This is a genomic window from Caballeronia glathei (genome assembly GCF_000698595.1).
In the GTDB taxonomy this organism is placed as follows: Bacteria; Pseudomonadota; Gammaproteobacteria; order Burkholderiales; family Burkholderiaceae; genus Caballeronia; species Caballeronia glathei.
Genome location: NZ_JFHC01000051.1, coordinates 1 through 12,021, shown reverse-complemented (window position 1 = coordinate 12,021; position 12,021 = coordinate 1). Strand labels below are relative to the sequence as shown.

At 62.1% G+C, this 12,021-nt stretch carries 10 protein-coding genes; 5 read left to right on the top strand and 5 right to left on the bottom strand.

Going from position 1 to position 12,021, the window contains the following annotated elements:
• Window positions 1–39: 39 nt before the first annotated feature.
• Window positions 40–1,431: a tRNA uridine-5-carboxymethylaminomethyl(34) synthesis GTPase MnmE gene (mnmE, locus tag BG61_RS26480; RefSeq protein ID WP_035933774.1), complete on the bottom strand. Its 1,392-nt coding sequence runs from the start codon at window positions 1,429–1,431 to the stop codon at window positions 40–42.
• A gap of 315 nt (window positions 1,432–1,746) precedes the next feature.
• Here mnmE and BG61_RS26475 point away from each other — a divergent pair, with 315 nt between their 5' ends.
• Window positions 1,747–2,163 carry a transcriptional regulator gene (locus BG61_RS26475; protein ID WP_035933771.1) on the top strand — a complete coding sequence of 139 codons (417 nt, stop codon included), beginning with the start codon at window positions 1,747–1,749 and terminating at the stop codon, window positions 2,161–2,163.
• Window positions 2,164–2,532: 369 nt separating this feature from the next.
• Window positions 2,533–2,889 carry a hypothetical protein gene (locus BG61_RS26470; protein WP_129572168.1) on the top strand — a complete coding sequence of 119 codons (357 nt, stop codon included), beginning with the start codon at window positions 2,533–2,535 and terminating at the stop codon, window positions 2,887–2,889.
• 37 nt (window positions 2,890–2,926) lie between these two features.
• Here the strand turns inward: BG61_RS26470 and yidC are convergent, their stop codons facing one another.
• From yidC to rpmH, 4 genes are read right to left on the bottom strand one after another with little or no spacing between them, the layout of a single operon-like run.
• Window positions 2,927–4,588, bottom strand: coding sequence for a membrane protein insertase YidC (gene yidC, locus BG61_RS26465; RefSeq protein WP_035933769.1), 1,662 nt, complete (start codon window positions 4,586–4,588; stop codon window positions 2,927–2,929).
• A gap of 30 nt (window positions 4,589–4,618) precedes the next feature.
• Entirely contained in the window at window positions 4,619–4,933 is a 315-nt protein-coding gene (yidD, locus tag BG61_RS40385; protein WP_075584231.1) for a membrane protein insertion efficiency factor YidD, read from the bottom strand.
• A 56-nt stretch (window positions 4,934–4,989) separates the two neighbouring features.
• Window positions 4,990–5,490: a ribonuclease P protein component gene (gene rnpA, locus BG61_RS26460; protein WP_035933768.1), complete on the bottom strand. Its 501-nt coding sequence runs from the start codon at window positions 5,488–5,490 to the stop codon at window positions 4,990–4,992.
• Window positions 5,491–5,543: 53 nt separating this feature from the next.
• Window positions 5,544–5,678, bottom strand: a complete 135-nt coding sequence (gene rpmH, locus BG61_RS26455; protein ID WP_006998755.1) for a 50S ribosomal protein L34 — start codon at window positions 5,676–5,678, stop codon at window positions 5,544–5,546.
• Between the two features lie 407 nt (window positions 5,679–6,085).
• Here rpmH and dnaA point away from each other — a divergent pair, with 407 nt between their 5' ends.
• The 3 genes from dnaA (at window position 6,086) to gyrB (ending at window position 11,587) form a co-directional block, all read left to right on the top strand.
• A complete protein-coding gene (gene dnaA / locus BG61_RS26450) occupies window positions 6,086–7,651 on the top strand; it encodes a chromosomal replication initiator protein DnaA (RefSeq protein WP_035933766.1) in 1,566 nt (521 codons plus the stop codon).
• Between the two features lie 248 nt (window positions 7,652–7,899).
• A complete protein-coding gene (gene dnaN, locus BG61_RS26445) occupies window positions 7,900–9,003 on the top strand; it encodes a DNA polymerase III subunit beta (RefSeq protein ID WP_035933753.1) in 1,104 nt (367 codons plus the stop codon).
• 112 nt (window positions 9,004–9,115) lie between these two features.
• Window positions 9,116–11,587, top strand: coding sequence for a DNA topoisomerase (ATP-hydrolyzing) subunit B (gyrB, locus tag BG61_RS26440; RefSeq protein WP_035933748.1), 2,472 nt, complete (start codon window positions 9,116–9,118; stop codon window positions 11,585–11,587).
• Window positions 11,588–12,021: the final 434 nt, after the last annotated feature.

The following is a 12,021-nucleotide window of genomic DNA, read 5'->3' as shown; positions in this document are numbered from 1 at the left end:
TACCGGTCAGTTGCCGGTCACTTGCCGCTTACTTGCCGCTTACTTGCCGATGCAGAACCGGCTGAAGATCACGCCCAGCAGATCATCCGACGTGAATTCGCCGGTGATCGAACTGAGCGCGTCCTGCCCGAGCCGCAACTCTTCCGCGAAGAGATCGAGCGCCTGGGCGTTCTGGTCGGCGTGATCGGCCGCGAGCCCGAGATGTTCGCGCGCCGCGCGCAACGCGATCAAATGCCGCTCGCGCGCCAGATACACGCTTTCCGAGCCCGCCTGCCAGCCGGCGATCTTCAGCAGTTCGTCGCGTAGCAGCGCGATGCCGTCGCCGGTTTTCGCGGACAGAAGAACTTCGCGCACGCTCGCGCCGTCGATTTCCTTCACCGACGCTCCCACGCCCGCCAGATCCGCCTTGTTCAGCACCCGCACGACCGGGACGCGCGGGGGAAAACGTGCCGAAATCGCTTCGTCCCCGGGCGTCACGCCCTCGCGCGCGTCGAGCAGGTGCAGCACCACGTCCGCGCGCCCGATCTCGCCCCAGGTCCGCTCGATGCCGATCCGCTCGACTTCGTCCTCGGTTTCGCGAAGGCCGGCCGTATCGATCACGTGCAGCGGAATGCCTTCCACCTGAATCGTCTGGCTGACCTTGTCGCGCGTCGTGCCGGCGATGGGCGTGACGATCGCCAGTTCCGCGCCGGCGAGCGCGTTCAGGAGCGACGACTTCCCGACGTTCGGCTGCCCCGCCAGCACCACCGACAGCCCCTCGCGCAAGAGCGCGCCCTGACGCGCGTCGGCGAGCACGGCGTCGAGCCGCTCGCGGATGCGCGCGAGCTTGCCGCGGGCATCGGCTGCTTCGAGGAAATCGATCTCCTCCTCGGGGAAGTCGAGCGTCGCCTCGACGAGCATGCGCAACGTGATCACGTCCTCGACCAGCGCGTGGATCTCGCGGGAAAACGCGCCGTCGAGCGACCGCCCGGCCGAACGCGCGGCGGCCTCGGTGCTCGCCTCGATCAGGTCGGCGACGGCTTCCGCCTGTGCCAGATCGAGCTTGTCGTTCAGAAACGCGCGTCGGGTGAATTCGCCGGGCTCGGCGAGCCGCAAGCCGAATTCGCGACCCACCTCGACGGCACGCTGCAACACGAGTTGCAGCACGATCGGGCCGCCGTGGCCCTGCAGTTCGAGCACGTGCTCGCCGGTGTAGGAGTGCGGCGCGGGAAAGTACAGCGCGATGCCGCGATCGAGCGCTTCGCCGGTCGCATCGATGAACGGCACGTAGCTCGCGTGACGCGCATGCAGCAGCTGGCCGCAAAGCGCGTGCATCGCGTGCGAGGCCGCCGCCTCGCCCGCGCGCCCGAACGACAGCCGCACCACGCCGATCCCGCCGCGCCCCGGTGCGGTGGCGATGGCGACGATGGGATCGGAGTCGTTGTTTGACATGGTCGGCGTTTGGTCTGAGGTGACGTTGACAGTGCCCGCATTGTATCCCGGGGGGCTGGCGCCTCCTTTCGGCACCGAGGGCATAAGATGATTCTCGTTTTATCTTATTCGAGATAGCATGGGAATTGAGACTTCCGGCTAATGGTCCAGGTACGGCAAGAGGAGAGGGCTGCAATTGTTGATCAAAAGCCGCTGTTGGCATTCCGTTTATTTATACGAAGAATTTCCCGGCCACGATAAAGAACTTCCGGCGGCCGCCAAATATAGCGAGGATGGTTGACTGGCGGTCAGCGTTTGCCTCGCACAATCGCGACCATGCCAACGCCAAAAGAAAAGGCCGACTTCTCCGAGCGGCTCAAATTCTCAATGACCCGCGCACCCGAAAAAATGCGCGGCGCGACCGATCTCGCCTTGCACTTCAATCTGCGTTATCACGGCGAGCCGGTGTCGCCCCAGACGACGCACAAGTGGCTCACCGGGCGGTCCATTCCCACTGTCGACAAGTTGCAGACCCTGGCCGAATGGTTCAAGGTCGATCAGCACTGGCTGCACTACGGACCGCCGCCGAGCGGAAGCCCGCCGGGCACGCCCAAGCCGCTCGCACGCGACGAACACTATCCGGCTTCGGAGGAGACGCTCGAACTGGCGTCGAAGATCGAGGCGCTTTCGCCGCATCACCGGTATCTGCTCGAAGAACTCGTCGATCAGTTTTATGGGGCGGGGAAGCGGTGAAACGAGAGCGGGGTCTAGCCTGATTGGACAAAATATTACCCAACCAGGATAGTTTGGACTGAGCGCCACTTAGTTACACGAGCGAACGGCACGAACGCACCGTCCACAAGGCCTCGCTTGGATCGCGTTTCTGTTCATGGCGTACGGCAAGCGGGAGGATGCATTCTTCCCAACTTTGCGTGAGGAAAATCGCGGGATCGGTTGGCCTATCGCTTTTGAAGATGCTGCACAATTTTCTTCATGAGCACACACGAAGAAAGAAAGTCGTTCAGCGCGGCTTTACTCACATTGATGGCCGAGAGGGCCCACTTTTTTACTGGTCGCAAAGCGCGTGTTCCGAGGCCTTATAGGTACGGGAGCCCAAGTCACTTGGCAGACGCTTTACGAGAGTTTCGGCCCGACATCTCGTTCAATGACGAGACAATTCGCAAGTGGCTTAAAGAAATGGCAATACCCGAAGGGCCTCGCCTTGGCGCGCTCGCAGACCTCTTTAATGTCGATGCGGGCGCACTTAAACAAGGGCGCATCGTCTGGAGGAGGGATTCGGCCGAATATGAGAAACTTGGGCGCGAAGAAAGCGAACCCTTGGAACTCTCGGACGGCTCCCGTGCAACAGCGAGCCGCGAGAGAATGATTCTTGAAAATTATGATGCGTTAGAGCCGAAGGTACAGGAGAGCATCAACTTAATCATTGAAAAGCTCGCAAAACAAAAACGCCCGGACTAACCCGGGCGTTTTTTCGAAGCGCAAAGAACCAGCCCGCTCAGGCGGCCTTCTTCTTCGCCCCCATCATGCGCGTGATGTAATACTGCTGCGCGATCGACAGCACGTTGTTCACCACGTAATACAACACGAGACCGGCCGGGAAGAAGAAGAACATGACCGAGAACGCGATCGGCATGAACATCATCATCTTCGCCTGAATCGGGTCCGGCGGCGTCGGGTTGAGCTTCGTCTGCAGGAACATCGATACGGCCATCAGCACCGGCAGGATGAAGTACGGGTCTTGCTGCGACAGATCGTGAATCCAGCCGATCCACGGCGCACCGCGCATTTCCACCGACGACAGCAGCACCCAATACAGCGAGATGAACACCGGAATCTGAACCACCACCGGCAGACAGCCACCGAACGGATTCACCTTCTCGGTCTTGTAAAGCTCCATCAGCGCGGCGTTCATCTTCTGCGGATCGCTCTTGAAGCGCTCGCGCAACGACTGCATGCGCGGCGTGATTTCCTTCATGCGCGCCATCGACTTGTAGCTCGCCGCCGACAGCGGGAAAAACACCGCCTTGATGAGGAGCGTCAGGAGCACGATCGACCAGCCCCAGTTGCCGACATAGGTGTGGATCTTTTCGAGCAGCCAGAAAAGCGGCTTGGCGATGATCGTCACCATGCCGTAGTCCTTCACCAGTTCGAGCCCCGGCGCAATGCCTTCCAGCATGCGTTCTTCTTCCGGACCGGCGAAGAGACGCGCCTTCACGTCCACCGTCTGTCCTGGCGCGATCGTCTGGAGCGGCTGCTGCACGCCCACGCGATACAGCTGCGGGTCGATCTTCTGCACGTAGATGTCGCGCTTCACGCCCTGCTGCGGAATCCACGCCGACGCGAAGTAGTGCTGGACCATCGCGATCCAGCCGTTGTCGGCGGACGGCACGAAGTCGGCCTTGTTCTTGTCGATATCGCTGAAATCGATCTTCTGGAAGTGATGCTGATCGGTGTAGACAGCCGGCCCGATGAACGTGTGCGAGAAGCGCGGCGTTTCCACCGGCGTGTTGTCGCGCACCAGTTCCATGTAGAGCTTCGGCGTGACCGGCGCCGTGCCCACGTTCTCGATCTTCGTGTCGACGTTGATCACGTAGCTGCCGCGCGTGAACGTGTAGGTCTTTACGACCTTGACGCCGCCCTTCACCGGCGATTCGAACGCGATCGAAAGCGTCTTGGCGTCGCCCGAAAGCGCTGTCTGGCCGGGAATCTGCGTAAAGACGTCGTTGTGATTCGGGAAATCGCCGCCGAGCAGGCCCGTGCGCGCGAGATACGTGTGCGTCGGGGTGTGGTCGAAGAGCGTGATGTACAGGTCGGGCTGCTTGCCGTCGCCTTCCTTCACCAGCGAGAGCTTCGACAGCGTGCCGCCGCGCGTATCGATTTCGCCGGAATAAACGTCCGTCGAGAACTTGACGAGCTGCGCGGCAGCGGCGGCCGGCGTGGTCGTGCCCGGTGCGGCGGGGCTGCCGCTCGCGGCCGGCAGGTCGGCGGACTGTGTGCCCGGCGTCGTGGTTCCCGGTGCGGCGGTCCCGGCCGTCTTGGTCGGGGCGGTGTTCGGGAAGAACATCGACGGGCGCCCATGGTCACGTTGCCAGTTGTCGAACAGCATGACAGCCGACATGAAGAAGATGACCCATAGGACGGTACGTTTGATATCCATGCGTTGTCTCAGTGGCGATCGAAAAGCGCTTTAGCGCCGTTTGGTAGTAAGTTCTTCTGGAGCGGATTCGACAGCCGGTCCGCAAACCGGATCTGAATCTGGTCGTGAAGCGAATCCGGAGGCGGGCGGCGACGGCGGCGGGACCAGGTCGATGCCGCCAGCCGAAAACGGATGACAGCGGCACAGACGCCTTGCTGCGAGATATGTGCCGTGCGCGGCGCCATGATACTGGATTGCCTCGCGGGCGTAGTCGGAACAGGACGGGAAAAAGCGGCACCGGTTGCCGAGCAGAGGGCTCACAGCAACCTTGTAAAAGCGCAACAAAGCGATCAGTGCCGTTTGCATAAGCTTCGCGTTGTCTTCGCCCGGCCCGCGAGGGCGAACCGGACACCGCACGCGCATCATGGCCCGGTGGGCTTCAGTGAATCGTCGGCGGCGGGCGCGGGCTTCGGAGCCACCGCATCCGCCGGTCCGGCCACGCGGCGCGCCGCCTCGCGCACCGCCCGGTCGAGCAGCATGTCGATTTCGTCGCGGCACAGCGTCCTGAGCGGCGGCGACTTCGCGCTCGGCATCGCCTTGCGGTCGATCTTCGCGTGCAGCCGCAGCAGGATATCCCACCCGCCGAGCTCCGCGCGACGCAACCGGAACGCTTCGCGCGCGAGGCGCTTGATCAGGTTGCGCGTGACCGCCCGCGGCGCCTGTTTCTTGCCGATCACGAGACCGAGCCGCGCTTCGTTTCCCGTCGGCTTGCCGTACAGGACGAAATGCGGCGAGCGTCGCCAGGGGCGCAAACGAAAAACGGATGAGTATTCATCCGTTTTCAGTAGCCTTGCGGCCTTGGGGAACGCGGCCTGCGCTCGCAACTGAATGGTGTCCTCTTCGGAGCCTTCCGCGCGGCGCATGTCGCCTTCGCACGCATGCGGGCGTGTGCCTGTGCGTGCCGACAAAAGCAACCTTAGACTGCCAGGCGCTTGCGGCCCTTCGCGCGACGTGCGTTGATCACTTTGCGGCCGCCAGCCGTCTTCATGCGCACGCGAAAGCCATGGGTGCGCTTGCGGCGGGTCACGGAAGGTTGGTAAGTACGTTTCATGGTGCTCTCACTTGGGTGTTACTTCGGTGTTAATCGACCGCGCGGGCATCCGCAGAAAGCGCAATGGCCGGTGGTTCTGGAATTCGGTTTTCGCGGAACCCGCTATTTAAACCCTTTTCCTATTGACCGTCAATAGGTTAGCGCGATCGTCAGCGGTATCCGGTGCGTTCGGGGGCGCCTTCGCGGCGTTGATGTGGCCCTGTGGATAACTCGCGCGGACCCCGGGTTTGGCGTTAGAATCTCGCCTTAATCTCAAGAATCTGCCCGCTGCTTCGGCTCGCCATTCGCCCGCAATCGCTTGCGGCGCAAGCCTCCGGAGCATCCCTGCATGGCCGTATCGGGCCTTGTCGCGAGTCCTGCGGCAAGAGCGGCGACAGGCTGCGGTGCAACCATAACGACTGCATTCGATGAACGATTTCTGGCAACACTGTTCCGCATTGCTGGAGCGCGAACTCACGCCGCAGCAGTACGTCACGTGGATCAAGCCGTTGGCCCTGGTCGACTTCGATGCCGATGCGAGCACCTTGCGTATCGCCGCGCCCAACCGCTTCAAGCTCGACTGGGTGAAGAGCCAGTTTTCCGGCCGGATCTCCGATCTGGCACGCGAGTTCTGGCACGCGCCCATCGACGTCCAGTTCGTCCTCGATCCGAAGGCGACCGCGCGCAACGCGCTCTCCGGCGGCGCGTCGTCGGTGCCGATGCCGCGCCAGCCGGCGCCCCAAGCCCAGCCCCGGCCGGGCGGGCAGGCGGCCGCGCCGGCGAATCACGCGAACGCGAGCGCCCACGTGAACGCGCTTGCCGCAGAAGCCGCGCAGCACGCGCAGGCGATGCAGGACGACCACGCCGATCTCGATCTTCCGAGCCTCGACGCCAACGAGGCCGCCGCGGCGCGGCGTACGTGGCGGCCGGGCGGCAACGCTTCGTCCGCCGGTGAAAACGATTCCGCCTATGAGCGCTCGAAGCTCAACCCGGTGCTCACGTTCGACAACTTCGTGACCGGCAAGGCGAACCAGCTCGCGCGCGCGGCGGCGATCCAGGTGGCCGACAATCCGGGCATCTCGTACAACCCCCTGTTTCTGTACGGCGGCGTCGGGCTGGGCAAGACGCACCTGATCCACGCGATCGGCAACCAGTTGCTGATGGACAAGGCCGGCGCGCGCATCCGCTACATCCACGCGGAGCAGTACGTGTCGGACGTGGTGAAGGCGTACCAGCGCAAGGCCTTCGACGACTTCAAGCGCTACTACCACTCGCTCGACCTCCTGCTGATCGACGACATCCAGTTCTTCTCCGGCAAGTCGCGCACTCAGGAGGAGTTCTTCTACGCGTTCGAGGCGCTCGTCGCGAACAAGGCGCAGGTGATCATCACGAGCGACACGTATCCGAAGGAGATTTCGGGTATCGACGACCGGCTGATCTCGCGCTTCGACTCCGGGCTCACGGTCGCGATCGAGCCGCCCGAGCTGGAAATGCGCGTCGCGATCCTGATGCGCAAGGCGCAGTCGGAGGGCGCGAGCCTGTCGGAGGACGTGGCGTTCTTCGTCGCGAAGCATTTGCGCTCGAACGTGCGCGAACTCGAGGGCGCGCTGCGCAAGATCCTGGCTTACTCGAAGTTCCACGGCCGCGAAATTTCGATCGAACTGACGAAGGAAGCGCTGAAGGACCTGCTGACGGTGCAGAACCGCCAGATTTCGGTAGAGAACATCCAGAAGACGGTGGCGGACTTCTACAACATCAAGGTCGCCGACATGTACTCGAAGAAGCGTCCGGCAAACATCGCGCGGCCGCGTCAGATCGCGATGTACCTGGCGAAGGAACTCACGCAGAAGAGCTTGCCGGAAATTGGCGAACTTTTCGGCGGACGCGATCACACGACCGTGCTGCACGCCGTGCGCAAGATCGCGGCCGAACGCGGCACGGATGCGCAGCTGAACCACGAATTGCACGTGCTCGAACAGACACTGAAGGGCTGAAGCAGACGCGCCTCAAAAGCGGGGCTGCACGCCCCTGTTTATTGACGAAAATGCCCCCATTTCTAGGGAGCGGTTCTGTTTTGAGGCACAATACGGGTTTGACCGCCCGCGGGCCTTGGGCGGCATCAGGCGCCAAGCTTTCGCGCGAAACCGGCGCGGGGGGCCGGCAACGCGTGTTACGAGGCTGTCCGGGGGCGAAGACGGTGGCAGGACCGTCGGACAGGCCGTCACATCAACGAAGGAACTCTATGCAACTGGTCAAGACCGAACGAGATAATCTTCTAAGGCCGCTGCAAACCGTGAGCGGTATCGTCGAACGCCGCCATACGCTGCCGATCCTCGCCAACTTGCTCATCACCAAGAATGGCGCCGACGTGTCGTTCCTCTCGACCGACCTCGAACTTCAGATCACCACGCGCGCCGATTTCGGCGTCGGCGGTGATCAGGTTGCCACCACCGTTGCGGCCCGCAAGCTGCTCGACATCCTGCGCGCCATGCCGCCCGGCGAAGTCGCGCTCGACCTGTCGGACAAGCGTCTGACCGTGCGCTCCGGCAAAAGCCGCTTTGCGCTGCAGACGCTCGCCGCCGACGAGTTCCCGACCGTCAACCAGGCTACAGACTTCGGCGCGAGCCTTTCGGTTCCGCAAAAAACTTTCCGGCAACTGCTCGGCATGGTCCATTTCGCCATGGCGCAGCAGGACATCCGTTATTACCTGAACGGCATGCTGCTCGTCGTTGACGGCGAACAGCTGATGGCGGTGGCGACAGACGGCCACCGCCTCGCGTTCTCGTCGATGAAGATCGAGGGTTCCTTTCCGCGCCAGGAAGTCATCATTCCGCGCAAGACGATCCTGGAACTGCAGCGCCTGCTGGAAGATATCGACGACAACCTGAAGATCGACATCGCCGCCACGCAGGTGAAATTCACCTTCGGCCAGGTCGAACTGGTGTCGAAGCTTGTCGAGGGCAAGTTCCCGGACTTCCAGCGCGTGATTCCGAAGTCGCACAAGAACTCCTTCCTCATCGGCCGCGAGGAACTGCAGCGCTCGCTGCAGCGCGCGGCCATCCTCACCTCCGACAAGTTCAAGGGCGTGCGCTGCCTCGTCGAGCCGGGCCAGCTGAAGATCATGTCCACCAACGCTGACCAGGAAGAAGCGCAGGAAGAACTGGAAATCGCTTATCAGGGCGACACCGTCGATATCGGGTTCAACGTCACGTATCTGCTCGACGTGCTCGCGAACCTGAAGATCGACAACCTCCAGGTGAGCCTCGGCGACGCCAATTCCAGCGCGCTCATCACGATTCCCGAGAACGAGGAATTCAAATACGTGGTGATGCCGATGCGCATCTGACGCGGCCAATACCAAAAACATTCCAAGGGGCGGCGCGCCCCTTTGGCGTTTTTAAGGTGTTTCGAAAAGTATCGAGCAGCAACCCAGCAGTGACGCAGAACCGGAAAATTCCATGACTGAAAACATCAATTCGCAACCCGACAATAGCTATGGCGCCTCGTCCATTCAGATCCTCGAAGGTCTGGAGGCAGTACGCAAGCGTCCGGGCATGTATATCGGCGATACGTCGGATGGCACCGGTTTGCATCACCTCGTTTTCGAAGTGCTCGACAACTCCATCGACGAAGCGCTCGCGGGCTATTGCGACGACATCCACGTCACGATTCACGCCGACAACTCCATTTCCGTCACCGACAACGGCCGCGGCGTGCCGACCGGCCTGAAGCGCGACGACAAGCACGACCCGAAGCGCAGCGCCGCCGAAATCGTGATGACGGAGCTGCACGCCGGCGGCAAGTTCGACCAGAACAGCTACAAGGTGTCGGGCGGGTTGCACGGCGTGGGCGTGTCGTGCGTGAACGCGCTCTCCGCGTGGCTGCGCCTCACCGTGCGCCGCGACGGCAAGAAGCACTTCATGGAATTTCACCGCGGCGTCGTGCAGAACCGCGAGATCATCGAGGAAGACGGCATTCAGTATTCACCGATGCCGGTTGTCGGCGACACCGAAAATCGCGGCACGGAAGTCCATTTCATGGCCGACGTGACGATTTTCGGCAACGTCGAGTTCCACTACGACATTCTCGCGAAGCGCATGCGCGAACTGTCGTTCCTGAATAACGGCGTGCGCATCCGCCTGACCGACCAGCGCACCGGCAAGGAAGACGATTTCGCGTTCATTGGTGGCGTGAAGGGCTTTGTCGACTACATCAACAAGACGAAGCAGGTTCTCCATCCCACCGTGTTCCACGCGACGGGCGAGAAGGACAACGTGACCGTCGAAGTGGCGATGCAGTGGAACGACAGCTACAACGAAAACGTGCTGTGCTTCACGAACAACATTCCGCAGCGCGACGGCGGCACGCACCTGACCGGCCTGCGCGCGGCGATGACGCGCGTGATGAACAAGTACATCGTCGATAACGAGATCGCCAAGAAGGCGAAGGTCGAGACGACCGGCGACGACATGCGCGAAGGCCTGTCGTGCGTGCTTTCGGTGAAGGTGCCTGAGCCGAAGTTCAGCTCGCAGACGAAGGACAAGCTGGTGTCGTCGGAAGTGCGGGCGCCGGTGGAAGAGGTCGTTGCGAAGGCGCTCGAGACGTTTCTGCTCGAAACGCCGAACGACGCGAAGATCATCACCGGCAAGATCGTCGATGCGGCACGGGCGCGCGACGCCGCGCGCAAGGCGCGCGAGATGACGCGGCGCAAGGGCGTGCTCGACGGCATCGGGCTGCCCGGCAAGCTCGCGGACTGCCAGGAGAAGGACCCGGCGAAGTCGGAGATTTACATCGTCGAGGGCGACTCGGCGGGCGGGTCGGCCAAGCAGGGGCGCGACCGCAAGTTCCAGGCGATTCTGCCGCTGCGCGGGAAGGTGCTGAACGTGGAGAAGGCGCGCTTCGACAAGCTGATTTCGTCGGAGCAGATCGTCACGCTCGTCACGGCCCTTGGTTGCGGCATCGGCAAGGACGATTACAACCTCGACAAGCTGCGCTATCACCGCATCATCATCATGACCGACGCGGACGTCGACGGCGCGCACATCCGCACGCTGCTGCTGACGTTCTTCTACCGGCAGATGCCGGAGATCGTCGAGCGCGGGTACATCTATATCGCGCAGCCGCCGCTCTACAAGATCAAGGCGGGCAAGGACGAGCGCTATCTGAAGGACACCCACGAGCTCAATCAGCACATGCTGAAACTCGCGCTGCAGGGTTCCGAACTCGTGCCGGCCGATGGTGCTGATCCGATTTCCGGCGACGCGCTGGGCGAACTGGCGCGGGCGTATCTGCTTGCGCAGGCGGTGGTGGACCGCCTGAGCCGCATCTACGATTCCAGCGCGCTGGAGGCGGTGATGGACGGCATCGTGATCGATCTTTCGTCGCAGGAGGCCGCCGCGGCTTCGGCGCTGGCGCTGGAAGCGGCATTGCGGGCCGATCCGCTGAAGCCGGAGGTCACGGTCGAGCCGGCCTACGACGCGGTGCGCGAGGTGCGATCGCTCCATATCAAGCGCCGGCATCACGGGAACGTGAAGGTTTCCGTCATCGACGAGGATTTCCAGCTCACCGCTGATTACAAGCAACTCGTTTCCACCTCCGATACGTTCAAGGGGCTGATCGGACAGGGCGCGCTGATCAAGCGCGGCGAGCGGTCGATGGCAGTCAGCGATTTCAAGAGCGCAATGAAGTGGCTGATCGCGGACGCGGAGCGCAATGTCAGCAAGCAGCGCTACAAGGGGCTGGGTGAAATGAACCCGTCGCAGCTGTGGGAAACGACGATGGATCCGGGCGTGCGGCGGCTGCTGCGCGTGCAGATCGAGGATGCGATCGCCGCGGATGGGATCTTTACGACGCTGATGGGCGATGATGTCGAGCCGCGCAGGGCGTTCATCGAGTCCAACGCGTTGCGGGCGGGGAATATTGATGTTTGATTGTTGCCGCCGCCAATAAAACGAAACAAAAACCCGCTTCGGCGGGTTTTTTATTTGAATGTCCCCCTGCCGTGATGCACGAGGAGGTTCTAATGGAAAATCGCCAAACCGCCCATGACGATTTTCATTGAAAAAAAAACCCGCCGGGGATGGCGGGCCAAAAATCCAAACCGCGGGGGACATGACGGGCGGCTTGGAGGGAGAAGATCTGTTTGGCGGCCTCAATCGCTGGGCCTCCATACCCCGTGTTCTCCGTGTTCCGAGTTCGTTGAATTAATCGTGGAAACTGGTGCTGCACATTAATTTTTGAGGGGCGCCCGCCTGCGAGCGCCGCGGAGTGCACAAGGGATTGGTCTCGATCCCTGTCAGTGGGACTCCGTGTTGCGTCGACTTACGCCTTGGCGAGTTGGAAGCCGCCGAAGTTCTGGATCGTC

What these genes read in the sequence shown, in the direction of transcription:
- mnmE (WP_035933774.1), bottom strand. Translation starts at nt 1,431, where the DNA reads ATGTCAAACAACGACTCCGATCCCATCGTCGCCATCGCCACCGCACCG.
- BG61_RS26475 (WP_035933771.1), top strand. Translation starts at nt 1,747, where the DNA reads ATGCCAACGCCAAAAGAAAAGGCCGACTTCTCCGAGCGGCTCAAATTC.
- yidC (WP_035933769.1), bottom strand. Translation starts at nt 4,588, where the DNA reads ATGGATATCAAACGTACCGTCCTATGGGTCATCTTCTTCATGTCGGCT.
- yidD (WP_075584231.1), bottom strand. Translation starts at nt 4,933, where the DNA reads ATGCAAACGGCACTGATCGCTTTGTTGCGCTTTTACAAGGTTGCTGTG.
- rnpA (WP_035933768.1), bottom strand. Translation starts at nt 5,490, where the DNA reads ATGCGCCGCGCGGAAGGCTCCGAAGAGGACACCATTCAGTTGCGAGCG.
- rpmH (WP_006998755.1), bottom strand. Translation starts at nt 5,678, where the DNA reads ATGAAACGTACTTACCAACCTTCCGTGACCCGCCGCAAGCGCACCCAT.
- dnaA (WP_035933766.1), top strand. Translation starts at nt 6,086, where the DNA reads ATGAACGATTTCTGGCAACACTGTTCCGCATTGCTGGAGCGCGAACTC.
- dnaN (WP_035933753.1), top strand. Translation starts at nt 7,900, where the DNA reads ATGCAACTGGTCAAGACCGAACGAGATAATCTTCTAAGGCCGCTGCAA.
- gyrB (WP_035933748.1), top strand. Translation starts at nt 9,116, where the DNA reads ATGACTGAAAACATCAATTCGCAACCCGACAATAGCTATGGCGCCTCG.